We start from the raw sequence: 24,902 nt of genomic DNA on the forward strand, positions 1-24,902 counted from the left end.
AATTACACTCTTGTCCTGTTCAGAAAGATGCCTACATACATATCATGTTAAGGAAAAAGAATACCTTTTCACTTTAATACATGATAAGGAGGATTTCTATGAAACGTGATATTAGAAAAGCTGTCGAAGAAATCAAAAGTGCTGGGATGGAGGATTTCTTACACCAAGATCCAAGTACTTTTGAATGCGATGATGATTGCACTACAAAAATAGAGTGTAACGAAGATTGTAAATGCCCAAGAACAAGATGTACTCGCGTGAAACATTGTACGTTCGTTACAAAATGTACTCACGTTAAAAAGTGGACATTTGTTACAAAATGTACTCGTGTTCGCGTGCAAAAATGGACGTTCGTTACGAAAGTAACGCGTAGAAAAGAATGCGTTTTAGTTACAAAACGTACTCGTAGAAAGCATTGTACATTCGTTACAAAATGTGTACGCTTTGAAAAGAAATTTTACTGGACTAAACGATGTTACTGTAAAAAATGCGAATTCTTCCCTAATGGACACGGTGGCTCTTGCGACGATTCGTGTGATGACGGAAAGAAATGGAACGATTGCAAAGATGGCAGACATAAATTCCCATCTTGCAAAAATAAGAAATTCGATCACTTCTGGTATAAAAAACGTAACTGCTAGTTTTTATACCACCCAAAAAAAGGCCGTTTTGCGGCCTTTTTTACATTTATTGAAAGTGACTTATATCTGCAAATTGTTTCACTTTACCAATACCCTCTTCAAATTCTATTATGCTCAAACTGGCACTATGCATAAATGGATCATCCCACACATTTTCTATTTCAATTCCCGCGAAATGCCCTACAAGTAATTTTGCTGCTGCCGCATGAGACACAATCAATATATTTTGTCCTTTATGCTTCTCTAAAAGAAGCTGCATCCCTTCAATTACTCTTTCATAAACGGCCTCAAAATTTTCGCCTGATGTTGACTGAAAAAGATGTGGCTCATTCCAAAACAGATGTACTTCTTCTGGAAATTGCTTTTCTATATCCGCGATTGTTTGTCCTTCCCATATACCCATGTTGATTTCATAGAAATGCTCATCCGCTATAATGGGTATATCACGTTCCCCCTTTATTAACTCTGCCGTATGAAGTGTTCTTTCGCTCGGACTACTATAGATCGCATGGATTGGTAAATCTTTCATTCGATTTCCTAATTGTTTCGCCTGAACTATACCATTTTCAGTTAAAGCAGAATTTTTCCGTCCCTGCATTCGCTTCGCTACATTCCACTCTGTTTCACCATGCCTTGTTACATATATAGTTGTTTTCATTTCTTACTCCCCCTCACCATGTTGGTCGTAATTCCCACGGTTCAACTCTCCCTACAATCCACTCCGCTCGTTTACTTTCAATCCCTTTTATAATTCCATCAGCTATCTCTTGATGAGTAAGCCACCTTCCATATGTATCTTCTAAAATAAAACCTAAAATAATTCTATGATAAATACATCGCGTACTCCCTATTTTTTGTGCAGGCATACGTGATGCTTTACTACCTAAAATATGAAATAAACTATATGTTTTAGACGACAAATCTAGTTCTTTACAAATATTTGATAGTGCATGCTTTGCACTTGTGTGTACCCATGCAACAACTAATGTGATCGGGCCATTTTTCTTAATTGTACTTTTAATAGCTAGCTTTACATCTTCATCATTATGATAATCTAACGAAAGGCATGTAATATTTTCTGGTGCAGAACTCATTCGCTTAACATTTTCTAATTTCACTTCATCTCGTCCAATAATAGAAACATAAAATCCTTTCTCACAAAGCCACATAGAAACTTTCTTTAGCATTCCTGTCCCACCAATTACAAGTGCATGCAAATGCTATCCCTCCCTAATAAAATGTCATATGAGGTTTCTCATCTCTATAATAATTTAAACGGTCTTGCAGTGTCCCTGAGTGAAACTCAAATTTATGACCGTCAGGATCAACAAAGTATATAGATTCGCAATCTCTTACATCACGTTCTCTTCCTTGTAAAATATGAACATCATTTTCTTCTAATCGCTGTATTAGACATTTAAAGTCTTCTTGTTCAACAGAAAATGCAATGTGCGTATAAGATTGATGAATCTCATTTCTCGGAATATGCGTCTCTTCATTAAGCGCTATCCATACTCCACATATGTTAAAATAAGCTAATTTTCTTCCTTTAACTAATAATTCTCCTTCTAATACTTTTTCATAAAACATAATAGAGTTTTCTAAATTAGATACCGAAAAACAAATATGATTGATTCCTCTTAACAACTATAATTCCTCCTTATACAAATAAAAGATGAGCGAAAATTCACTCATCTTTTATTATACTATTTTTTTGTAATATATGCCCATTTATAACTGAAGTCCCCGCCAAACGTATGGTTAGCAATGCCTTTTACAAATGGCTTCTCTAAATAAGCTGTACTTTGTTGGTACGTAGGAGAAATTGCTGCGTCTTGACCAATTAAGATTTTTTCAGCTTCCGCAAGTGCATTCCAGCGTGCTTTATCATCTTTTAATAGCTCTCCTTTTGATTTCGCTACTAAATCATCATACTTCGGATTAGAATAATCCATTTCATTAAATGAGCTTCCAGTAACAAACATATCAATATAAGTCATTGGATCCGGATAATCAGGGCTCCATGCAGATAATGAGAATTCATATTGGAATTTCTTTTCTAAATCTAGCTTCTGCTTGTATGGTTGCTGTTTCAAATTCACTTTAATACCAGGCAAGTTTTTCTCTAGTTCTTCCTTAATAAAGTCGCCTACTTTTTTACGGCTACCGTTATCATCGTTTAGTAATTCAACCGTAATTGTATCTTGACCAAGCTCTTTCTTCGCTTCTTCCCATAATTTTTTTGCTTTCTCTGCGTTATCTTTACTATCACGGAAGTTTTTATTTACAGAGCGGAAATCTTTTCCATCCGGACCTGTCGTGAATTTTTCAGGTACTAAGAAATATGCTGGCAATGAACCGTCATTTAAAATGACATCAGCAATTCCTTTTTTATCGTATGCTAAATCAATCGCTTCACGTACTTTTTGGTTTTTAAATGTTGCATTTTTTTGGTTAAAACGTAAGAAATATATGCGCGGGTCTAACTTCGTTTTAAATTCATCTGGTTTATTCTTTTTATATTTATCAACAAATTCAGAAGTTAAAATAACTCGATCTGCTTGATCACTATCATATAAATTTACTCCCGTGCTTGTTTCCTTCACAATACTTACATTAATTTCGTCTAACTTTACAGTATCTTTATCCCAATAATTAGGATTTTTCTTTAACTGATAATTTTGTTCATGTTTCCATTGACTCATTGTAAATGGTCCATTATATACTAATTTATCTGCTTCTAATCCGTATTTATCTCCTTGCTCTTTCACATATTTTTCATTTAATGGGAAAAATGTAGGGAACGACGTAAGCTCAAGAAAATAAGGTGCTGGTTGCTCTAATTCTACTACCAACGTTTTATCATCCTTCGCTTTAACACCCAGTTGATCTAATGGTAATTCTCCTTTATTTACTTTCTGTGCATTTTTCACATCAAATAAAATGAATGCATATTCTGCCGCTGTTGCTTTATCTAATGTACGTTGCCATGCATATACAAAATCTTGTGCTCGAACTGGATCACCATTTGACCATTTCGCATCACGTAATTCAAATGTATATGTCTTTTTATCTTCACTAATCTTCACATCTTTTGCCATACCTGGTGTTGGTTTATTATCTTTATCTAGACGATATAAACCTTCCATTGCATTTACAAATACACGGAAAGATACAGAATCCGTTGATTTAGATGTATCCATTGAAGGAATTTCAGCTGTTTCTAGCAAATTTAAAACTTGTTTATCGGCCATTCCCTTATTCGATTCTTTCTTCGTTGTCGAAGCCTTCTCACCATTCCCACACCCTGCAACCAATACACTCGTCGTTAACGCAAGTGCAGCAATTGTTGTTGTCTTTCTCTTCATTCTTCCTTCCCCCAATCTATATGTATAAGTTAAATCCTATATAATATATTTTATTATACAAAAGATTCTGATTATTTTAAATATTTATTTTAACAAACATAGAAAAAAGCGATCGGAAATTTCTTTCCAGCCGCTTTCTTGAATAGCATTTACTTGTAATCCATCCTCTATATCAAATGGATTTTGAACTTTAAATATTTCTTCCATTAGCTTCAAAAACTCTTCTTCAGTTTTAGATTCACCATTAACCATAAATGAGTATGGTTCCACTTCACCTAATTTATAATCGACAACAAATTGAATCTTCACCTTTTGTCTTGGCGTTCCGGTGTTATATCCTTGGAATTCTACTAATTCTAACCCTTCCGTTCCACGATAATATATCCAACCTGAATTTTGAAAATAATTTTCGAAAGATTCACCTATTGAAAAGAAAGGATATTCATAAAGCGAGCTTGTACGAACCTTTTGAATAACGTCTCGATCAGTCGGAAAAAAGAAATGACTAAAAAATATGCTAGCAACTGCTAAAATAGTAACAATTGTCGCTCCCATTTTGCTCGTTCCGCCGCTATCATTGATTAGATAGTTTTCAACTGATTTATCTTTTATTTCTCTTGCTTTTATTCGGTATATACGTCTTTCCGCAAATTGATAGTACAATCCATTTGCAAAAATCCCCATTCCAAACAGAATAAAAATGAGTAATAAAAACGTAAGAGGCACCATATTAATGATTGGCAACGCTACATTAAATCCCATATAATACGAAAATGCATCACACGCTACTAATAACAACATAAATAAAGCAGCTGGTACATAATACTTACGATATCCTAGCCAGCCTATATTGAAAATAGCAGCCCAACCATTCCAGCTCCACCTAGCAATCCGCTTATTCTCAAGCTCCCATTTCCTTTTGTAATACGGATATTGTCTCCCTACATATACTTCTAGTTCTTTATCTATTAACGAGCTACCTTCATCTTGTTCATTATCCAAGTTTCGCTGACAACTTGCACAATTTAACTGTTCCTCCTCGCAAGGTTGCCCACAATTTATACATTTCAAAACAATCCCTCTTCCCATCCATACGTCATTTCAAAATACCTTCGTGTTTTAATAACCACTCTTTCCTCCATAAACCACCAGCATATCCAACAAGCTTTCCACTCTTCCCTATTACACGGTGACATGGAACAATTATTGAAATTGGATTCCGACTATTTGCCCCTCCTATTGCCCGTACAGCTTTTGTATTTCCAACTTTCTCTGCAATATCTAAATATGAAGCACTTACGCCGTATGGAATAGTATAAAGTGCATCCCATACATTTTTTTGAAATGCTGTTCCCTCCGCAGACAGCGGGACCGTAAACTCTTTTCTTTTCCCTTTAAAATATTCATCTAACTCATTTATACATTGTTCTATCATTTCATTTTTATTTTCTTCTTGTCGTTCATCAACAAATATAACAGACGTAATTCCTTCTTGATTCGCTGTAATTTCAAGCAAACCTACTTCGCTTTCATAATAAGCCTGGTACATATGCCATCCTCCAATTCAGTTCATATTAGTCATTGTAACACGAATATACAAAATTTTTCGTATAAGCGTTTTATTAGAGAAACAAAAAAGAGAATGATACAATGTAAGAAAATTCAATCTAGGAGGCTATTGGATGAATTCCGAACTTTTTTCACCTTATACAATTAAGGACGTTACATTAAAAAACCGGATTGTTATGTCACCTATGTGCATGTATTCATCGGAAAACGGGGATGGCCAAGTAACGAATTTCCATCTCATTCATTATGGAACAAGAGCTGCCGGTCAAGTTGGTTTAGTTATGATTGAAGCAACAGCCGTGTTACCTGAAGGTCGAATTTCAAATAAAGACTTAGGCATTTGGGATAACAGTTTAATTGAAGGCTTACATAAAACGACTACTTTTATACATGATAATGGTGCAAAAGCTGCCATTCAACTCGCTCACGCCGGAAGAAAAGCAGAACTAGAAACAGATGCGTTAGCTCCTTCAGCCATTCCATTTAATGAAACAATGAAAATGCCAATAGAAATGAGCAAACACCAAATTAAAGATACTGTATTAGCTTTTCAGCAAGCTGCAGTACGATCAAAACAAGCTGGATTTGATGTTATTGAAATACACGGTGCTCACGGTTATCTTATTAATGAATTTCTTTCTCCGCTTTCCAATAAGCGGACTGATGAATATGGTGGTTCACCTGAAAACCGCTATCGTTTCTTACGCGAAATCATCGACTCTGTAAATGAAGTTTGGGACGGACCGTTATTTGTCCGTATTTCAGCAAATGATTATCATCCTGACGGGCTAACGGTTCAAGATTACGTTCAGTATACAAAGTGGATGAAAGAACAGGGAATAGATTTAATCGATTGTAGTTCTGGCGCAGTTGTACCAGCACATATTGATGTGTATCCTGGTTATCAAGTACAATATGCCAAACATATTAAAGAGCATGCTAACATTGCAACTGGTGCAGTTGGATTAATTACGACCGGAGTACAAGCAGAGCAAATTTTAAATAATAACGAAGCAGATTTAATTTTTATCGGACGTGAATTACTTCGCAATCCGTATTTTCCAAGAATAGCGGCCAATGAACTTGGCTTTGAATTGCAAGAACCTCACCAATATAAGCGAGCACCAGGAAAAATTCATACGAATAAATAAAACCGAGAAGTCATTCTTCTCGGTTTTATTTATTCTATCGTTGTAATTTCATTTGAATTATAAGTATGGATACCCGATTCTTCTCGCAGCGCGGTTATATACATCCCTTTCGCCACATCTTTAGCTGAAATTGGTTTATATTTTTTGAAAGCTCCTTTAAAGATAAACGGAATAATACGAGATAACTTTTCAGCCATTCGTTCGCCGAAACGAAATTCTTGTCGATTTCCTACTAATAATGATGGTCTAAAAATGTGAATACCACCAACCACTAACTTTTGCAATTCTTCTTCCATTTTTCCTTTCACTTGTGAATAAAAGAAGAATGATTTAGGATTCGCTCCCATAGAAGACACGACAAGGAAATTTTGTACCCCTTGTTTTTCAGCTAAACAAGCAGCTCGTAACGTATATTCATAATCTACTTTTTTAAAATTTGCTTTTGTTTTTGCTTTTTTTATTGTTGTTCCTAAGCAACTAAAAACATCATCCACAGCAAAGAACTCTTTATATTCCTCTAATACCGAAAAATCAACTTGTTTCTGCTGTAACTTCTCATGTTGCAATTGCATTGGCTCTCTTACAAAAATAGTAACCGAATCGTAGTAATCTGATTCAAGTAATAGACGCGTTATCTCTTGTCCAACTAAACCACTTGCACCAAGTATTAACGCTGTTCGCTTATTCATATATGCATATACCTCTTATTTTACTTTTCTCTCCTTTAGTAAAATACAACCTTTAGGAGTTTCCTGCTCTTATTTTACCACAAGTAAAACACTATGCGTACGCATAGTGCTTTACTCACTCTTTTTTCTCATCTCTCTCTTGTAATTTCGTTATTGTTGTAGCGTCCCCTAAATTACTTATTAATCTTCTTAAAAAAATTAATACGAAAGATAATGGCAATACTACCGCTAATATTAATAAAATAGCTTCCATTAAATAACCCAAGCGCTCATCCCCCTCTTTACCTCCTTTTCAATATATGAAAACAGCGTTGTCACATATGCATGCATTTGCAAAAATAATACACCTATATTTGACAACTTTATAACAAAAACAAATCGGAATGATTATTATTTATTGCAACTTTATTAAAGATGTATTATACTAAGTTCGCAAACTAAAACGTAATTATTCCGTTTTGTATTAAAATGATATTTTTCTTCTATAATTGGGGAAAATATATCCGTAAAAAGAAAAGAGGAGAACTTCATGCCTAAAAGATTGACTATATTTTCATTCTTACTTATTTTTACCTTAATTTTCGCTGGCTGCTCAAATAAAAAAGAAAGTAATGCCAAGAAAGATGGAAAGCTAACAGTTTATACAACGATTTTCCCACTTGCTGATTTCGCAAAGAAAATCGGTGGCGACTATGTAAATGTTGAAGCGATTTACCCACCTGGTGCAGATTCACATACATTTGAACCAAGTCAAAAACAAACAGTACAAGTTGCAAAAGCCGATTTATTTGTTTATAACGGCGCTGAATTAGAACCATTTGCTGAAAAAATGGAAAAAACATTACAAAAAGAAAATGTTAAAATTGTAAATGCATCTAAAGGTATTGAGCTTCGTGCTTCTACTGAAGAAGAGCATCATGATCATGGAGATGGCCATAAAGAAGATGAACATCATCACGATAAAGACCCGCATGTTTGGTTAGATCCTACTCTAGCAATGAAACAGGCAGAAAAAATTAAAAATGCACTTGTAGAATTACAACCTGAACATAAACAAGAATTCGAAAAAAACTTTGCAGCACTTCAAACTAAATTTACTGATTTAGACGATGGATTTAAGGCAGCTGTAGCGAACGCAAAAACGAAAGAAATTTTAGTTTCTCATGCTGCCTATGGTTACTGGGAACAACGATACGGCCTAAAACAAATTCCTATCGCTGGAATTTCAGCTTCTGATGAACCATCTCAAAAGCAGCTTGCTGACATTACAAAAACAGTAAAAGAACATAATCTAAAATATATTTTATTCGAAACATTCTCTACTCCAAAAGTAGCATCTGTAATTCAAAAAGAAACTGGTACAAAAGTTTTACGCTTAAATCACTTAGCTACTATTTCTGAAGATGATGCAAAAAATAATAAAGATTACTTTACTTTAATGGAAGAAAACGTAAACACATTGAAAGAAGCAACAAACTAATCCATTACACTTTCTAGGCAGCTGAATTTGTTATTCAGCTGCCTTTTTATGTATTTATCCTTGACTTGACCAAAATAACAAGTAAAATTATCCATATTAGCTTTAAAGCTATATTAATTTAGAAGGTGAGTTGGAATTATGAATCTTCACATTTGTGAAGTAACAGCAAAAAATTGGCGTTCAGTAGTTGCTTTAGACGTCGCAAAAGATCAGCAACAATTTATTGAAAGTAACGCGTTTTCTTTAGCAGAATCATTATATGAAGGAAACGGAACGTCAGTAGGTTTATATGATGGAGAAACACTTGTAGGATACGCAATGTATGGATGGTATTCAGTAAAACATAAAAGTGTATGGCTCGATCGCTTTATGATTGACCAACAATATCAAGGAAAAGGATACGCAAAACGTTTCCTTCGCTTACTCATTCAATTCTTACAAGAAAAATTTGAATGCAAAATAATTTACTTAAGTTTACATCCAGACAACAAACTTGCAATGGGACTGTATGAATCATTTGGTTTCCGCTTAAATGGGGATATTGATGATGAAGGTCCAGTTGTAGGTGTTGTAATGGAGTTACTAATAGACGAAAATATAAGCCTGTGAAAACAGGCTTTTTATTATACATTTATCAATTTTTAGTTTCTCTCCCTTATTTAATTCTGTTTTGCAATCTAATAGAATGCTCATAAAAAATAAGCCTGCAATTTACGCAGACTTATTTCACACACTCCTCGAAATGTTCTTGGAACCACTCTTTATTAATATCTCTTCCGATAAAAACTACTTCACTTACTCGCTCTTCGCCCTCTTGCCACTCTCTATCGTACGAAGCAGCAAATAACGTATGTACACCTTGGAAAACGATACGTTTATCTACTCCATCTATCGATAAAATTCCTTTGTAACGATATAAATATTCCCCTAGCTCTTGAACGACAGCTGACATCCACTCATTAAGCTTTTGTAAATCCAGCGGACGTTCTTCACGTAATACAAATGATTTCACACCTTCTAAGTGGTTATGTTCTTTATGAGGGTAAATTTGCAACGTATCTTTCATTTTAAACGTTTGGATTTGTAATAAAGATGGTATATCTACCTCACAGTTAGTCGCCTCAATTAACTTTGCAGTCGGGTTAATTCCTTGAATTTCATGCAAGAGATTTTCTTTCTCATTCTCTTCAATTAAATCTAATTTATTTACTAAAACGACATCAGCAAACGCAATTTGCTCTTTTGCTTCTAATCCTTTTTCAAAATGTTTATGTATATGATAACTATCTACTACCGTTACAACACCGTTAATTTGGTAAGCAGATTGAATGACTGGATCTAAAAAGAATGTTTGAATAATCGGGCCTGGATTTGCAAGGCCAGTCGTTTCAATTACTAAACCATCAAAATCCATTTTCCCTTCCGCTTTTACGTCCAGTAACTGTTTTAAAGCAACGAGTAAATCTTCACGTACAGTACAGCATAAACAGCCATTTGTCATTTCCATAATTTCTTCTTCCACATTCATAATCAACTGATTATCAATGCCAATTTGCCCTATTTCATTTACAATCACCGCTAATTTCTTACCGTGATTTTCTGATAAAATACGATTTAATAATGTCGTTTTCCCAGATCCAAGAAAACCAGTTAATATTGTTACTGGAATCATTTCGTACATCTCCTTATAGCTATATGTTTCTACATTATAGCATATGAACACTCCCCCACTTAACAAAGCTTGAAGTGGGGGTTTCTAACGTTTCGACCTAACGGACGATTAGCGTCAGGGGAGTTAACACATTAGCGAGCTGTTTCACGCCTAACCCCTCTATCCCATTTGTCCATGCATTTGGGATTACTTTTCGTAAAATGTTAGCCGCAGCATTTACATCTGCATTAATTAAAGTTTTATTTGCTGAACGATATATACCGCGCTTTATTCGTTTTCCTGAAAAAGTTGTATTTTGGTCATTTTCTCCATACGTTGGAATGAAGTCGTTATCCAGAAAACTTGCTTTCGATGTATATGATTCTTCAGTTACAACAACTTGAATGCCTACAGCATTTGCTTTGTATGTAATCATTTGAATCAGTAAATTATGCGGGATATGACAAAACGATTGGTTATTTCTTTTTCCCATATTCGTTTCTTGTTTCCAACTTTTGTTTTGACCAATAACGATTTTACAAACTTCTTCTTCTTGAGCTAGTTTTACGATGTGGTGACTAACTTTATGGAAGACGTCTTTTATTTTCAAGTAACGTTTTTGATGAAGTTTTTCTATCCTTTTAGAAGTAAAAGGTCCTTCATTCGTTTGTTTTCCATTTCTAAGAATGCTTGTAAAATGACTCTTCATTTTGTTGTAATATTGATTTATGCTTTTGACATGTTTGCCCTTAACAAGGACAGGTTTCATACCTGTGTTTGTTACGATGGTTGCAAGGTTATCAATCCCTAAATCAATACTCATATAACGAGCATTCTCTTCAATCATTTGTTGTTCAGAAGGAACATCAATTACCAATTCCACTACATATTCATTGTATTTTGGAATCACACGAACTTGTTTCAGTTTACCTTCAGTGAAACCTAGTTTCCCAATATTTAATTGCAATTTCGTCTTTGGAAACTTTAAAAATCTACCGTTTTTAATGATGCAATCTTGGTTTGTATACAGAATCTCTTTTTCAGAAGAACGAATATACTTTGGAATCCTAGGCATTCCATCATATTTGTTTGGATTCTTTTTATAGTCTTTTAAACTAGCAAAAAAAGATTTCCAATTTTGGAACAAACCTTTCATGATGGACTGGCTACATTGCGTAGGCAAAGCTCGATAATCATTTTGAATCATAGCCTTAAATAGTGCATCTAGAAAGTTGTAATCTACATAAGGTTTTTCAAAATTAGGTTCTGAAAACAAATTACATGTAATCTCTTTCTGTTCTTCTTTAGGCTTTACTTCCTCTTTTTCCAATTTCTTCCGATAGACAAGACGTTGTGTGTCATTCATCTTCCCAATATTTTTATGAATATTATCCAGAACTTCTTTTTGCAAAGGCTGCAACTCTTTTTCTTGTGTTAATCCAGTGTACACCTGGCGTATATAAAAGTTTGTGGTGTTGTACATATTCTTAGCGTTATGACAACATTCTTGAAAATAAGAATACATACGATGCCCTTTTTTTATCCAGATTTGAAGAGTTTTATAGTTTGATGGATTTTCTTTTGCCATTTTATTCACCTCCTTGTTAAGGATATTATAGCAAAAAAGAACATACGTTTCCGTTTTTTTCTCAAAAATAAAATATTCCTTTCGATTCACCTCACCACCTTCATTTACGTTTAGAGATGGGAGTTCTCTCGAAAGGCATGATAGAAAAAATCGTTTTTATAGCAAAACATATTTATTGTCTGTACACCTAATTAACTATATAATAACATGTAGTAAGAAAGCCTTTTCAAAACATTATTATTCATCAAGGGGGTACTTATAATGGATCGAGTTCAAATGGCTGAAACGCTAGAATTTTCTCGTATTATTCAAGGATTTTGGCGTTTAGCAGAATGGAATATGACGAAACAAGAATTACTTTCTTTCATTGAAGATTGTATGGATATGGGAATCACTACTTTTGATCACGCTGATATTTACGGCGCATATACGTGTGAAGGGTTATTTGGCGAAGCTTTACAATTAAAGCCTTCCTTACGAGAAAACATGCAAATTATTACAAAGTGTGGAATCGCTCCCCCATCACCGAAATTTCCAGAGCGATATGTTGCTCACTACAATACTAGTGCAGAGCATATTATGCAAAGTGTAGAAGCATCACTTAAAAATTTACATACAGATTATATTGACGTATTACTTATTCATCGTCCCGATCCTTTTATGGATCCAAATGAAGTGGCAAAAGCATTTTCACAATTAAAACAAGAAGGGAAAGTTCGTCACTTCGGTGTATCTAACTTCTTACCTTCACAATTTAATATGTTAAGTTCGTACTTAGATTTCCCGCTTATTACGAACCAGATTGAAGTTTCTGCATTGCAGCTTGAGCATTTTGAAAAAGGGACAATTGATTTATGCCAAGAAAAACGAATCAATCCAATGATTTGGTCACCTCTTGCTGGTGGGGAGATTTTTACTGGTCAATCAGAACGCGCCGTACGTGTACGTGAAACTGTGCAAAAAGTTGCTACTGAGCTAGGTGTTTCTAGTATCGATACAGTTATGTATGCTTGGTTACTTGCTCATCCAGCTAATATGATGCCAATCGTTGGCTCTGGTAAATTAGATCGCGTAAAAACTGCCGCTCTTGCTACAAAAGTTAACTTAGACCGTCAACAATGGTTTACAATTTTCGAAAGCTCTAATGGACATCCTGTACCATAATGCATAAAAAGAAGAGCTGTTTTCTTACAGCTCTTCTTTTTCATATGTATTTCTAGTCATGGCAAATACACACATATCTCTTAATCCGTTTCCATCTACCGCAACACTCGCACTTTCTAACGTACCTTCTAACTTAAAACCTAATTTCTCAGGTATCGCTCTACTCTTCTTATTGAAAGAATCACAACGAATTTCTACACGATTTGCTTTTAATTCAGAAAAAGCGTAATCCGTTATACCTTTCGCAGCCTCTACCATATAGCCTTTTCCGCTAAACCTTGTATCAATCCAATATCCGATTTCAAATTGAGGTATATCCCAATTAATACGATGTAATCCGGCTGAAGCAATAAATTCACCTGTTTCTTTCGAAAATACTAGTAATCTTAAATCCTCACGTTGCAAAAATTGAATATGTGATTTTCTAATACTTTCTTCTACTTCTTGCTCTGTTTGCTCTTTTTGTGCAAACACCATCCAAGGTTTTAGTTCTTGTATTGAAGCCTGAATTGCATCATATACAACTTTACCATCTCCTGGTTTCGGCATTCGAATAAAAAGTCTGTCAGTATAAAATTCAGAAGGAAAATCGAATAATAACGGATTCACTGTAAACACTCCCTATATTTCTTTTATATATAATAATATCCATCTGAAGTTATATAGTAAAGAATTTTCTGAATTGAAAACCTTTTACTCATTCACTTCCACCGCTACACGAATTCCAGATTCAATCGCACCTTGAATCCATCCGTGATATAGCGTTGTATGATCTCCAGCGAAGAATATTCTCCCCTCTGGTTTGACAATCGCTGGTTGCAGCTCAGATTCTTGACCTGCTTGAAAAAGTGCAAATCCTCCAAGCGCATACGGATCCAATGTCCAGCTTTTTGAAATTCCAGATATGAACTCATCATACACTTGACCACCTAATATTGTTGCTAAGTTGTGTAATGCGTAATAAATACGATCCCCTTTTGATAAACCATCCCATAACAACGCGTCATAAGACCATGTATAGCTACCTAACATCATAGCCGGTCCTTTCTCCCCAATTCCATAACTTGGATAATAGGCATAACGAATTGGCAAATCTGTTATAATTCTGCCACCTAATTGTCCTTGTTCTTCCCAAAATCGGCTTTTAAATTGAATTCCTATTTTCGTCGCAGGCATATAATGTAATTCACGAATTGCTTTCCATTTTTCATGAGATATAGAATCAAACGGATCTACTTCTACAAAACGCATTGTCGAAAACGGAATGGTAACAATAACTAAATCTCCTGTAATACTACTATATTCAAAAGTTTCCTCGTTCCGATAGAAAGCTGTCACACCATTATCGTGTTGATGTAACTTCATTAATTTTTGATTATATATAATATTCTCTTCTAATTGCGGTAAAAATGACTTTGGCAATCTATCATTCCCGCCCACAATTTCACAAAATCCGCTCTCCTCTTGCATAATGTATAGAAAGCGTAAAGTCTCTACAAACGACCGTTCCAAAAAACCTTCTAAATCTAATAAAACACCAATCATCTCAATTGTTACTGGCGAAAAGTAAGTATTATACTGATAAGGATGATACTTTAAAAATTGTCCAGTAGAGTATCTCCCAAAATCCTTTACAACAATATCCCAATTTTTTTCTGGGTTCTTTTTTATAAAATTTATAATGGGCTGTACCGCTAACAATAATAATTCCTCTGACGTTTTTCCAACTTCATTCATTTCCACAGGATATCTTAGAATACTTGGATCTTTTTCATATTGTTTTAACGTCGTTTTCCGTCCATTTACGTATATAATATCCGTCTCATTCCTATTAATAAAAGGACTCACCTGTAGCCCAAATTTTCTTATATATGCCATCGTTAATGTATGCGAATACGGAATTCTCATTGCTCCAACATCTAAATATAATCCGGTATCTTCCATTCTCACTGTTTCTATACGGCCACCTACCCGGTTATTTGCTTCAAAAATTTTCACATCATGTCCTGCAGCCTTTAATAAAGATGCTGAAACTAACCCAGCCATACCAGCTCCCACTACAATAATCTGTTTTGGGCTTATCGTCTTCTTCAATCCTTTATCTATAACTTTTAGCGCTTCATCCATTTCAGTGTTATACATTATATCTTTCTGCACAATTCCACCCCTTACTTCATCAAATGGACGTTAGTGGTTTAGTGCATTTTATTCATAAATCCCCATAAACATAACACCATTGCAATTTGAATATTCACTAAAAGTACATAAGAGACAGATCTCACTTTTCTTTATACTTCGTATAATATAGCAACTACAAAGAAGGAGTGGTTAAAAATGAAACATACTTATGACTACGATGCTACAAAAAAACATTTAGAATTAAAGAAACAAAACTTATGTAAAAAACTTAGCAATATGACACTATCTGAAAAAGAACGTGAACAACTAAAGCATGAAATTGACAACTATGAATATATTTTAAATCTAGTCGAAATGAATCATTATGAACGCGGATTTTCTCGTTAAAAGCGGAAATAAGATTATCCGCTTTTCATTTTGAGCATTTCACTACGCATTTTTCATAAGTAAATATATAATAGGATGTACATTAAGATTGAGAGGTATATTCTATGATCAAGTTAAGTGTATTAGACCAATCACCTATTTCAGATGGTAGCACAGCAGCCCAAGCTTTTTCACATACAGTTACGCTTGCACAAGAAGTTGAAAAACTCGGATTCACACGTTTTTGGGTATCCGAACATCATAATTCCGTAAGCTTAGCTGGTTCAAGTCCAGAAATTCTTATTTCTCATATTGCCGCAAAAACGGACCGTATTAGAGTCGGTTCAGGTGGTGTTATGTTACCGCATTATAGCCCATATAAAGTTGCTGAGAATTTCCGTGTTCTAGAAGCATTGTATCCGAACCGCATCGATCTCGGTGTTGGTAGAGCACCTGGTGGTATGCCAATAGCAACTCGCGCACTTCAAGAAGGGAAAATGGTCTCACTTGATCAATATCCAGAACAAATTGCAGACGTTGCAATGTACTTACATGATCAAGTACCAGAAAACCATCACTATGCAAACTTAAAAGCCACTCCAGTTATCCCAACGTCTCCTGAAATGTGGATGCTCGGTTCTAGCGGAGAGAGCGCTAAAATTGCTGCAAACAACGGAGCTTCTTTCGCATTTGCACAATTTATTAACGGCTTCGGAGGCCCTGAAGTTATGAGGGCTTACCAAGAACAATATGAGCCTTCATTTTTAGGAGATAAGCCTAATTCAATCGTTGCCATCTTTGTTATATGCGGAGAAACAAATGAAGAAGCGGAAAAAATTGCTTCTAGTTTAGATCTATCAATCTTATTATTAGAGCAAGGAAAACGAACTACTGGTACACCTTCTATTGAAACTGCTCAAAATTATTCATACAGCGCTTATGATTTATTCCGTATAAAAGAAAATCGTCAACGTATGATTGTTGGTGATCCGTCTTCTGTAAAAGAAAAAATAATAAACTTAAGCAAAGCATACAATACTGACGAATTTATGATTGTCACGATTACTCATCAATTTGAACATAAATTAAATTCTTATCGCTTACTAGCAAATGCTTTTAATTTATAATTCTAAAAAGAGATGCATCACATGTGATGCATCTCTTTTTCTTACTACTTATTGTTTTCATTTCCTATATATTCAATAGCTTCTTTTAATAGCTCTTCAAAGTTAATAGGATAATCATGATCTAAGTCAGGCACAACTTTATACTTATGTTCTATATTTTTCTCTCTTAATAGTTGTACAAATTGCTGCGTGGATTCGAAACAATCTTCATCTTGATTCCCGCATACTATATATCCTTTTATATGTTTATCCTTCAGCACTCTTAGCAACTCATCCCATTCTTCAATCTCGGGAAGCCATGGTGCCATAAAAACAAAACCATCTACATTTATATCTTGTTGTAAAATCGTATATAAAGCTACTCTCGCCCCTGCAGAAAAACCACCAATGATTACACTTTCTACTGTATGATTTTCTATAAACTTATTGTAATGCTCTTTTAATTCCTCTTTCCCTCTCTCTATGTCCTCCCAAACAAATCCATCTGAAAACTCAATTTGTGAAGACTGTGGTAAAGCTAACATATAATCTTGTATCAAAACAGATTTCCAATATGGTTCTACTATTTGTATATTTTCTTGGTTACCATGCAATGTAAGTAGTAGATTTCCCTCTTTCTTACTGTATATATATTTCACATCTGGTCTTTCCTTTTTATGTGCTAATTCTTCTCTTTCTTTACATAATTGCACCATTGTATGAAATTCTTCAAATTTATGTAGTGATTTTAAATCTTCATCGGAAATTAAATACTCATTTCCATACCAGAATCCCTTTTCTATAATGGCCTCTCTCATTAAATGTAATGCTTCTTTTTCAAGTCCCGATGCACTTGCGAGTGCATACTTAAAATTATATATTTGCGCCTCATTCCCTATTACACCTGTAGCGTTTTCCATTATATAATTGTACGCTTCAAAACTTCCTTTATTTGCATAACAACGTAACGTTTCATTTAATAATTGAATGTAAGTCATACTATTTTTCATGTACCAATTCCCCCGCAACTTTTTATAATATTTATTTTGCGAATCTTTATACCACTTTGTATAACCCACGCTAACAATACCTTATTCTCAAAATGATGCTTAATAGTTGCTCTTCCCTGTCCAATACATTTAGTATAAATAAGAATAGACTGAAAAATCAATATTTTAACAAACAAAAAAAGACAACAATATATGTATTGTTGTTTTCATTACGTCTACCCACTCTTTTGTTTTTTTCTATCTGGTTTACTTGAAACTAAATAATGTTTTTCTGAAATATATAAGTCTCTTTTTAAGCTACGATTTAAGTAAGGTCCTAATTTCATTCCACATATGAGGCGATCTTCGCTACCTTCAACAATTGGGAACATTTCTTTTTCTGTTACGTATTGATCTACTGCTTTTTGTACGACATCAATTTCTTTCACTAGGTTTAAATTTTCTGCTGTATGTTCAAATACCTCAAGCGTTTCCTTCGTTATGAGAAAAACATTTGTTGGAAATGCAGGTAAATATGGTTTTAACAAATCATAATTTACTGTATAATCATCATTTACTAATACTGTATAAACGATATTAGCATTCGTTTCTAAAAACTGAGCCATCGCTTGTTCTAATTCATCTTTCGTAATTTCCCGCTCTTCTTTTCCAGTTCTGAAAAAGCGAAACATCGCATCGCCTCCTTTTTACTATATTATAGCATAAAAGAAAACTGAAAAATCATAAAAAAACCCATTGAAATAATTTTTCAATGGGTTTCTATATATTTATCGTTATTTTAAGAATGCACTTAGCATCCATACATGCTGTTCTAATGTTGTATGAATTGCTAACAGCATGTCAGCTGATGTTTCATCGCCAGCTTCACCCGCAACTTCCATACCTTCTTTTAATTCTTGAATAAGTGCAGAATAATCATTCACTAATGTTTGCACCATTTCTTCTGCAGATTCTTTGCTTGTCCCTTCACTGACACTAGATGTTGCGAGATATTCTTTCATTGTCGCTAATGGTTTACCTTCTAAAGCTAAAATACGTTCTGCTAACTCATCAATATACGTTCCAGCCTCATTATAAAACTCTTCAAATTTCTCATGTAATGTAAAGAAGTGTGGCCCTGTCACATACCAGTGATAATTATGTAATTTAACATATAACACATTCCAGTTTGCTACCTGCTTGTTTAATACTTCAACAACATTTGTTTTCGTACTCATACAATCACTCCTCTTATCATTTTGTAATGTTTATCTTTTAATAACTTAATTACATTTTACCATACATTCCCTTTCCTTTCGAACAATTGGCTTATATGTAACAAAGTTTTAACACCTTTAATGCTTCCCTAATATCATTTAATTCATGTATTTTTTCAACCACTTCATACGTCTAATTGTCCAAGCTCATACATATGCATAATAGTACATCAAGCTCATCATAGTAGAAAGAGGGATAACATGGACAATCAACAATGGCAAGTAGCAAAGAAAGTAGCTGCTACTTATATCGGAACTGTCGTTGGAGCTGGATTTGCTACTGGACGAGAAATTGTTGAATTTTTCACAGTGAATGGATTATACGGGACAATTGGCATATGTGTAAGTGGATTTTTTTTTATTTGGCTTGGCACAAAGATGATGTTACTTTCATCACAAATCGGGGCATTTTCAGCGCAAGAATTTAACAAATATTTATTTGGGGATGTATTTGGGAATGTTGTAAACACATTATTATTACTCGTTTTATTCGGCGTAACGAGCGTTATGTTATCAGGGGCTGGTGCAGTATTTGAAGAGCAACTTCGCTTACCAAGACAACTCGGTATTCTCATTACAGTTATCGCTTGTCTCATTATAAGTAGCCGCGGGTTACAAGGTGTTTTTGAAGTAAATACACTTGTCGTACCTATTATGATGATTTTTATTATCGGACTTGCTATTACAACCTTTTTTCACGGTACACCTCCTATTAATAACACTATTCCTGCAGAGAGCTGGAATATGAAATGGATTACTAGCCCTATTACATATGTCGCCTTAAACCTTTCTCTCGCCCAAAGTGTTCTCGTCCCATTAGCCAGTGAAGTAAAGGATCGAAAAGCCATTTTTTGGGGTGGGATTTTAGGTGGTGCTGGACTTTCTTTAATTTTATTATGCAGCCATTTAGCAATCTTATCAGTCGATCAATTTTATCAATATAACATCCCAATGGCTGAAGTCATAAGAAGATTTAATGCAACTTTTCACTTCTTCTTCGTTCTCATTATTTTCGGTGAAGTTTTCACAACTTTAGTTGGTAATGTGTTCGGAATGACAAAACAGATGCAATCTATTACTGGGTGGAAAAATCACAATATTATTTTCTTCATTTTACTAATTAGTTATTGCTTTAGTTACATCGGTTACAGTGACTTACTTCACATTCTATATCCTATCATCGGATGGGTAAGTATTGTTATACTTCCAATCATTGCGTTTAAACAACTTCAAAAAACATAAAAAAGCATCCATGTTATTGGATGCTTTTTTATGTTCATTCACAATCATCACATACTTCCCAGTACGGTCCCATTTCTAATGCTAAATACGGCTTTAACTGCAACCGAATCATTCGACTAGGCATGCGTTCTAAAACAAATTGAATACCTTCTTCATCTTCGTCTAATTCAACTTTTGAAATCGTAATTTTTTGCATAGTCGTAATGGGAATTCCATCTTTATATAAAGTGATTTTCACCTCATCGTATTCATTAAAATACAATTCGACACTCATTTGATTTTTCAGTATTTCATCACCAATTTTAAATGTATCATTTTGTTCTTGGATTATATATTTCCATCCGCCTCTATCTTCTTTCGGAGCTGTTTGAAATAATGTCTCCAAATCCTCGTATAGCATAAGATAACCCCTCTCTTACTAAAAAACGATGAGTATTTTATATACCCTTTATCTCTATCACTATCCATAGCTATTGTACCATATATCACCGTTCTTACCGTATTCATTTGCTTCATACACACTTATAAAATAACTAATTCTATCTCCATTATTATGTATATTACCTCATTACTCCATACACTCTTACAAGTTCAAATAACGACAGACTTTAATCCATGCAAATATTGTCTACTCTCCGCTTTTATTAGCTCACAGCATTCACACTTTTACATATAGTAAGACTACCACAAATAAAAAAGGAGAGTGACTTATACCACTCCCCTTAAAAGAACTTCCCTATAGCTGCTAAAACTAATACGATTATTAAAATTGCAAATAATAATGAGACAATGAAACTAAAAATAGGTAACGCTTTCTTTTCATTCTTCTTAAATAGTAACTTTAAACTAAGAAAAATATTTACTGGTACAAGTATAAAATAAAAATATTTAACAATTTGCACCGAGCTATTCGAAAGTGTTTTTAATATAAACACTTCAATTAGAAAAACAATAAAAAATGAAATACTTAGCCAAAATGAGACGTAACTAAGCCAAGAATGTCTTTTTGTCCCCCAATACACTCCCATAATACTCTCCTTTTATTTGTATTCTATAGGTTAATAATTATACACAAAGCTAACAAACACCTCTATTTTTCGACAAATATTATGCAAAATACCATTTTAAACGTCATAAAGGAAGTTTACATCTCCATTTGATTTTACATAATAAAACAGACTACCCTCTAGTGTCATAATGCTACTAGGGGGAGTCTGTTCTCTATTAAACTTTAAATCTCTCAATTAATACTTGCAATTCTTCAGCCATTTGAGATAGCGTACCCGCCGCTGATCCAATTTCCTCCATCGAAGCTAGCTGTTCTTCAGCTGAAGCCGCAACATTTTGTGTGCTTATCGCATTATTTTGTGCTGTCATTGCAATTTGTCCTACTGAAATAGATACTTCATTTGCCCCTTTTGACATTCCATTAGCCGTTTCAACCATCGTCTTAATTTGATTAACTATTTCATTTGTAGATTGTAAAATTTCAGCAAAATTTTGCTTCGTTTCATTTGCAATAACAAGTCCAGATTGAACTTCTTCATTTACATGATTCATTGATTTGACTGTCTTACCCATATCGTCTTGTATTTCGCCTATTAATTTACTAATTTCACTGGAAGATATGCTAGACTGCTCTGCCAATTTACGTACTTCATCTGCAACAATTGCAAAACCTCTTCCATGTTCACCAGCTCTTGCCGCTTCAATTGCCGCATTTAAAGCTAGAAGATTTGTTTGATCTGCAATGTTTTGAATTACTTCCAATATATCACCAATTTGTTTTGATTTATTATTTAATAACTGTATAACAGCATCTGATTGTGAAACCGATTCTGCAATAGACTGCATCTGGTTTACTGTTCTTCCTACTAGTTTCCCACCATCTTCTGCTTTTTCACGAGTATGAGCAGAAGCGATATTAATAGATGATGAACTATTTGCTACATGCTGAATTCCTTCCGTTACATCAAACAGTAACATAGCACCATTTTCTACACTTGTTGTTTGCGTCGTTGCCCCACTTGATATTTCATCCATTGCTGTTGTAATTTGCTCAGTTGCTTCACTCGCTTGTCTTACACTTGCAGTTAGTTCTTCTGATGCTGCTGCAACATGTCCTGCCGAAGTGTTAATCCTTCCAATTAACGTCCGTAATGAATTTGTCATCTCGTTAAAACCTTTCGCAAGTTGACCAATTTCATCATTAGAATGAATTTCAATTGTTTGCGTTAAATCCCCTTCACTTATTTCTTTAGAAGTGATAACTAGTCTCTTTAAAGGCTTCGTAATTGAAAGTGTCACAAAATAAATAAGTACTCCACCTACTACTAACGAAATAAGCATAACAATTAACATATTATAAAATACAGGTTGAGCAGCTTCAATTACTTCAGTTGCGTACATCGTCCCACCAATTTTCCAACCTGTTTTTACGTTTGTAGCAAATACCATATTCTTTTCACTACCACCATAAGAATATGTAAAAGCACCATGATTATCTTCATAAATTTTCTTTGCCCAAGAATCAGCTGCTTTATCCCCTGATTTTTCTTGTGGATGAGCAATGATTTTTTGCTTTCCATCTAAAATGAAGGCATATCCTTTTTTACCAATATTGATTAACTTTGTTGTTTTTAATAAATTGTCTAAACTTAAATCTAGCGCAACAACCCCATTTTTATCTTCTGTTTGTTTTGCAATCGTTACGACAATATGTCCATTTCCTTTTGCCTTATATGGCTCGCTAACAACAATACCACCTTGTTTTGCCACTGCATCTTTATACCAAGGTCGTGTTGTTGGATCATAATCTGCTGCCATTTGTATATTTGGTTCCTGTACAAATTTCTTATCATTACCGGCAACATACACTTGTTCAACATCTATATTTAAATTGATATACTGAGATAATGTCTTTCTTAGCTCATCCTGATTATCCCCTTGATACATATTCCCTTGAATTACTCGTGCAAAGTTATTCACATCGTTAAATTTTGCTTCAATCATTTGATTGATTAAATTATCTAATATTTTTATATTATCGTTAGCACTACTCGTAATTTGTGATTCAAAATTCTTTTTAGCAGTTTGATAAGACATGCCCCCGATTATAGAAACGGCTGCAATTAAAATTACAAAGAATGAAATTAATAGCTTTTTTGCTACTTTCATATCACGAAACAAATTTAATAGTTTACCCATTATGAACCTCCTAATTTTCAAATTTAAAAGTTAAATTGAGTTAATTATAAATATTTCCCATTCCTTAATTATTATTTTCATAACCTATTATGGTGAATACTTTGTAAAGTTTAAACAATTAATTTCCCTTTGTCTATATATATGAATAATATTATTATAAAATTTACAAATAGAAAAAACCAAAGGGGCCCCTTTGGTTTTTACATTTTTTTATGTTGTTTAGAAATTTTCTTCCATTTATCACGCTCTGCTCTGGCAAGGATTGCATCTTGTTTCCTCATAAAATACGCCAGTTCTCTTTGTAATTTTTTATAGCTTTTCAAACGATCTATCGTAATAAGTCCGTTTTCAATTGCACTATACACCGCGCATCCTGGTTCATTCTCATGCTTACAATCACGGAAACGACATGTTGTCGCAAGTTCTTCAATATCAGAGAATGCTGTTTGAATCGCTTCGCTGCCTTCCCAAAGTTGCAATTCCCTCATGCCAGGCGTATCAATCACGAGAGCGCCACTAGGCAATTGGAATAATTCTCGATGCGTTGTCGTATGCCTCCCCCTACTATCCTCTTCACGTATATCTCCCGTTTTTGCTACATCAATTCCTATTAGAGCATTTAACAAAGTTGACTTTCCTACCCCTGATGATCCAACTAAAGCAATTGTTTTCCCTGAAGAAACGAATTGTTTCAACGAATCTATACCTGTATGCTCTAAACTATCAACAACGAAAATAGGAACACCAATTGCTATAGCTTCCGTTTCTACAATTTTCTCTTCCACATCATTACATATACTACTCTTTGTTAAAACAATAACTGGCATAGCGCCGCTTTCATACGCTAATAATAAATAACGTTCCATCCTTCTAACATTAAAATCATGATTAAGTGCATTCACTAAAAATAAATAATCTACATTTGCTGCTATAATCTGTTCTTCTGTTCTTGTTCCAGCCTCTTGTCTTGAGAAAGAGCTTCTTCGCTGGAAAATACGATGAATAATCGCTTTCTTTTCATCTTCTATTTTCTTTATATACACCCAATCACCAACTGCTGGATAATCGCCTTTCGTAATCGCTTCATGCCGAAACTTCCCAGACAGTTCTGCCATATATTCACCATCATTACAAATAATGCGATATATATGCTTATGCTCAAGTAAAATACGACCTACTTCATAATTTTTCTCTGTAACTTGTTCTTCAAAAAATGAATCCCAGCCGAAAGATTCTAAAATATTTTGATTCAAATAAATATCCTCCCTAGTTTGT

General features: G+C 34.2%; 27 protein-coding genes. 8 read left to right on the forward strand and 19 right to left on the reverse strand.

The window, feature by feature from the left end; all coding sequences use genetic code 11:
- The first annotated feature begins 98 nt into the window (after positions 1–98).
- The gene (gene exsB, locus B9A45_RS19720; RefSeq protein ID WP_000817485.1) at positions 99–641 is read left to right on the forward strand and encodes an exosporium protein ExsB; all 543 of its coding nucleotides are present in this window, start codon (positions 99–101) and stop codon (positions 639–641) included.
- A 46-nt stretch (positions 642–687) separates the two neighbouring features.
- Here the strand turns inward: exsB and B9A45_RS19725 are convergent, their stop codons facing one another.
- The 6 genes from B9A45_RS19725 to B9A45_RS19750 all read right to left on the reverse strand — a co-directional run bounded on the left by B9A45_RS19725 (position 688) and on the right by B9A45_RS19750 (position 5,558).
- Entirely contained in the window at positions 688–1,299 is a 612-nt protein-coding gene (locus B9A45_RS19725; RefSeq protein WP_000858827.1) for a phosphoserine phosphatase 1, read from the reverse strand.
- Positions 1,300–1,312: 13 nt separating this feature from the next.
- Positions 1,313–1,858: a short-chain dehydrogenase gene (locus B9A45_RS19730; RefSeq protein ID WP_058840109.1), complete on the reverse strand. Its 546-nt coding sequence runs from the start codon at positions 1,856–1,858 to the stop codon at positions 1,313–1,315.
- Positions 1,859–1,871: 13 nt separating this feature from the next.
- Positions 1,872–2,288 carry a FosBx1 family fosfomycin resistance bacillithiol transferase gene (fosB, locus tag B9A45_RS19735; RefSeq protein WP_000943769.1) on the reverse strand — a complete coding sequence of 139 codons (417 nt, stop codon included), beginning with the start codon at positions 2,286–2,288 and terminating at the stop codon, positions 1,872–1,874.
- A gap of 59 nt (positions 2,289–2,347) precedes the next feature.
- A complete protein-coding gene (locus B9A45_RS19740) occupies positions 2,348–4,009 on the reverse strand; it encodes a peptide ABC transporter substrate-binding protein (RefSeq protein WP_000824281.1) in 1,662 nt (553 codons plus the stop codon).
- Between the two features lie 84 nt (positions 4,010–4,093).
- A complete protein-coding gene (locus tag B9A45_RS19745) occupies positions 4,094–5,080 on the reverse strand; it encodes a DUF2628 domain-containing protein (protein WP_002098546.1) in 987 nt (328 codons plus the stop codon).
- Positions 5,081–5,105: 25 nt separating this feature from the next.
- Positions 5,106–5,558: a methylated-DNA--[protein]-cysteine S-methyltransferase gene (locus tag B9A45_RS19750; RefSeq protein WP_000283913.1), complete on the reverse strand. Its 453-nt coding sequence runs from the start codon at positions 5,556–5,558 to the stop codon at positions 5,106–5,108.
- A gap of 133 nt (positions 5,559–5,691) precedes the next feature.
- On the opposite strand from B9A45_RS19750, the gene namA reads away from it, so the two are divergent.
- Positions 5,692–6,729, forward strand: a complete 1,038-nt coding sequence (namA, locus tag B9A45_RS19755; RefSeq protein ID WP_001083648.1) for an NADPH dehydrogenase NamA — start codon at positions 5,692–5,694, stop codon at positions 6,727–6,729.
- 29 nt (positions 6,730–6,758) lie between these two features.
- Here namA and B9A45_RS19760 read toward each other — a convergent pair whose 3' ends face one another.
- Together B9A45_RS19760 and B9A45_RS32255 are read right to left on the reverse strand one after the other, a co-directional pair.
- Positions 6,759–7,418, reverse strand: a complete 660-nt coding sequence (locus tag B9A45_RS19760) for an oxidoreductase (RefSeq protein WP_084064646.1) — start codon at positions 7,416–7,418, stop codon at positions 6,759–6,761.
- A 115-nt stretch (positions 7,419–7,533) separates the two neighbouring features.
- On the reverse strand, positions 7,534–7,683 hold the full coding sequence (locus tag B9A45_RS32255; RefSeq protein ID WP_000540932.1) for a hypothetical protein: 150 nt from the start codon (positions 7,681–7,683) through the stop codon (positions 7,534–7,536).
- A 264-nt stretch (positions 7,684–7,947) separates the two neighbouring features.
- Here B9A45_RS32255 and B9A45_RS19770 point away from each other — a divergent pair, with 264 nt between their 5' ends.
- Together B9A45_RS19770 and B9A45_RS19775 are read left to right on the forward strand one after the other, a co-directional pair.
- Positions 7,948–8,898 (forward strand): metal ABC transporter substrate-binding protein, encoded by a 951-nt coding sequence (locus B9A45_RS19770; RefSeq protein WP_001126151.1) that lies wholly within the window; start codon positions 7,948–7,950, stop codon positions 8,896–8,898.
- Positions 8,899–9,036: 138 nt separating this feature from the next.
- Positions 9,037–9,507, forward strand: coding sequence for a GNAT family N-acetyltransferase (locus B9A45_RS19775; protein ID WP_001048676.1), 471 nt, complete (start codon positions 9,037–9,039; stop codon positions 9,505–9,507).
- A gap of 112 nt (positions 9,508–9,619) precedes the next feature.
- Here B9A45_RS19775 and B9A45_RS19780 read toward each other — a convergent pair whose 3' ends face one another.
- Both B9A45_RS19780 and B9A45_RS19785 read right to left on the reverse strand, forming a co-directional pair.
- Complete coding sequence (locus tag B9A45_RS19780) at positions 9,620–10,570, reverse strand: CobW family GTP-binding protein (RefSeq protein WP_000613420.1); 951 nt, start codon at positions 10,568–10,570, stop codon at positions 9,620–9,622.
- A gap of 97 nt (positions 10,571–10,667) precedes the next feature.
- Positions 10,668–12,137, reverse strand: coding sequence for an RNA-guided endonuclease InsQ/TnpB family protein (locus tag B9A45_RS19785; RefSeq protein ID WP_084064650.1), 1,470 nt, complete (start codon positions 12,135–12,137; stop codon positions 10,668–10,670).
- 261 nt (positions 12,138–12,398) lie between these two features.
- On the opposite strand from B9A45_RS19785, the gene B9A45_RS19790 reads away from it, so the two are divergent.
- A complete protein-coding gene (locus tag B9A45_RS19790; RefSeq protein WP_000376358.1) occupies positions 12,399–13,301 on the forward strand; it encodes an aldo/keto reductase in 903 nt (300 codons plus the stop codon).
- 24 nt (positions 13,302–13,325) lie between these two features.
- Here B9A45_RS19790 and B9A45_RS19795 read toward each other — a convergent pair whose 3' ends face one another.
- Positions 13,326–13,910, reverse strand: coding sequence for a GNAT family N-acetyltransferase (locus tag B9A45_RS19795; RefSeq protein WP_001068749.1), 585 nt, complete (start codon positions 13,908–13,910; stop codon positions 13,326–13,328).
- 84 nt (positions 13,911–13,994) lie between these two features.
- Positions 13,995–15,458 carry a flavin monoamine oxidase family protein gene (locus B9A45_RS19800; protein WP_048568920.1) on the reverse strand — a complete coding sequence of 488 codons (1,464 nt, stop codon included), beginning with the start codon at positions 15,456–15,458 and terminating at the stop codon, positions 13,995–13,997.
- Positions 15,459–15,635: 177 nt separating this feature from the next.
- Here B9A45_RS19800 and B9A45_RS19805 point away from each other — a divergent pair, with 177 nt between their 5' ends.
- Positions 15,636–15,827 (forward strand): DUF3896 family protein, encoded by a 192-nt coding sequence (locus tag B9A45_RS19805; protein ID WP_000683357.1) that lies wholly within the window; start codon positions 15,636–15,638, stop codon positions 15,825–15,827.
- 104 nt (positions 15,828–15,931) lie between these two features.
- Complete coding sequence (locus tag B9A45_RS19810) at positions 15,932–16,933, forward strand: LLM class flavin-dependent oxidoreductase (protein ID WP_000594042.1); 1,002 nt, start codon at positions 15,932–15,934, stop codon at positions 16,931–16,933.
- Between the two features lie 44 nt (positions 16,934–16,977).
- On the opposite strand, the gene B9A45_RS19815 is transcribed toward B9A45_RS19810, so the two are convergent.
- The 3 genes from B9A45_RS19815 to B9A45_RS19825 all read right to left on the reverse strand — a co-directional run bounded on the left by B9A45_RS19815 (position 16,978) and on the right by B9A45_RS19825 (position 19,139).
- Positions 16,978–17,922, reverse strand: a complete 945-nt coding sequence (locus B9A45_RS19815; protein ID WP_058840108.1) for an alpha/beta hydrolase — start codon at positions 17,920–17,922, stop codon at positions 16,978–16,980.
- A 215-nt stretch (positions 17,923–18,137) separates the two neighbouring features.
- Positions 18,138–18,593 (reverse strand): DUF3939 domain-containing protein, encoded by a 456-nt coding sequence (locus B9A45_RS19820; RefSeq protein ID WP_000488206.1) that lies wholly within the window; start codon positions 18,591–18,593, stop codon positions 18,138–18,140.
- A 102-nt stretch (positions 18,594–18,695) separates the two neighbouring features.
- Positions 18,696–19,139 (reverse strand): Dps family protein, encoded by a 444-nt coding sequence (locus tag B9A45_RS19825; RefSeq protein ID WP_000105199.1) that lies wholly within the window; start codon positions 19,137–19,139, stop codon positions 18,696–18,698.
- Positions 19,140–19,379: 240 nt separating this feature from the next.
- Between B9A45_RS19825 and B9A45_RS19830 the strand changes: the two genes are divergently transcribed.
- Positions 19,380–20,420: a YkvI family membrane protein gene (locus B9A45_RS19830; RefSeq protein WP_000370203.1), complete on the forward strand. Its 1,041-nt coding sequence runs from the start codon at positions 19,380–19,382 to the stop codon at positions 20,418–20,420.
- Between the two features lie 34 nt (positions 20,421–20,454).
- Here B9A45_RS19830 and B9A45_RS19835 read toward each other — a convergent pair whose 3' ends face one another.
- From B9A45_RS19835 to rsgA, 4 genes are all read right to left on the reverse strand, one after another.
- The gene (locus B9A45_RS19835) at positions 20,455–20,820 is read right to left on the reverse strand and encodes a DUF3979 family protein (RefSeq protein ID WP_000965059.1); all 366 of its coding nucleotides are present in this window, start codon (positions 20,818–20,820) and stop codon (positions 20,455–20,457) included.
- 322 nt (positions 20,821–21,142) lie between these two features.
- A complete protein-coding gene (locus B9A45_RS19840) occupies positions 21,143–21,448 on the reverse strand; it encodes a hypothetical protein (protein WP_000539571.1) in 306 nt (101 codons plus the stop codon).
- Positions 21,449–21,644: 196 nt separating this feature from the next.
- Positions 21,645–23,627: a methyl-accepting chemotaxis protein gene (locus B9A45_RS19850; protein WP_084064655.1), complete on the reverse strand. Its 1,983-nt coding sequence runs from the start codon at positions 23,625–23,627 to the stop codon at positions 21,645–21,647.
- Between the two features lie 200 nt (positions 23,628–23,827).
- Positions 23,828–24,880, reverse strand: a complete 1,053-nt coding sequence (gene rsgA, locus B9A45_RS19855; RefSeq protein WP_001073075.1) for a ribosome small subunit-dependent GTPase A — start codon at positions 24,878–24,880, stop codon at positions 23,828–23,830.
- Positions 24,881–24,902 lie beyond the last annotated feature (22 nt).

The organism is Bacillus sp. JKS001846 (assembly GCF_900176455.1).
Taxonomy (GTDB): domain Bacteria; phylum Bacillota; class Bacilli; order Bacillales; family Bacillaceae_G; genus Bacillus_A; species Bacillus_A cereus.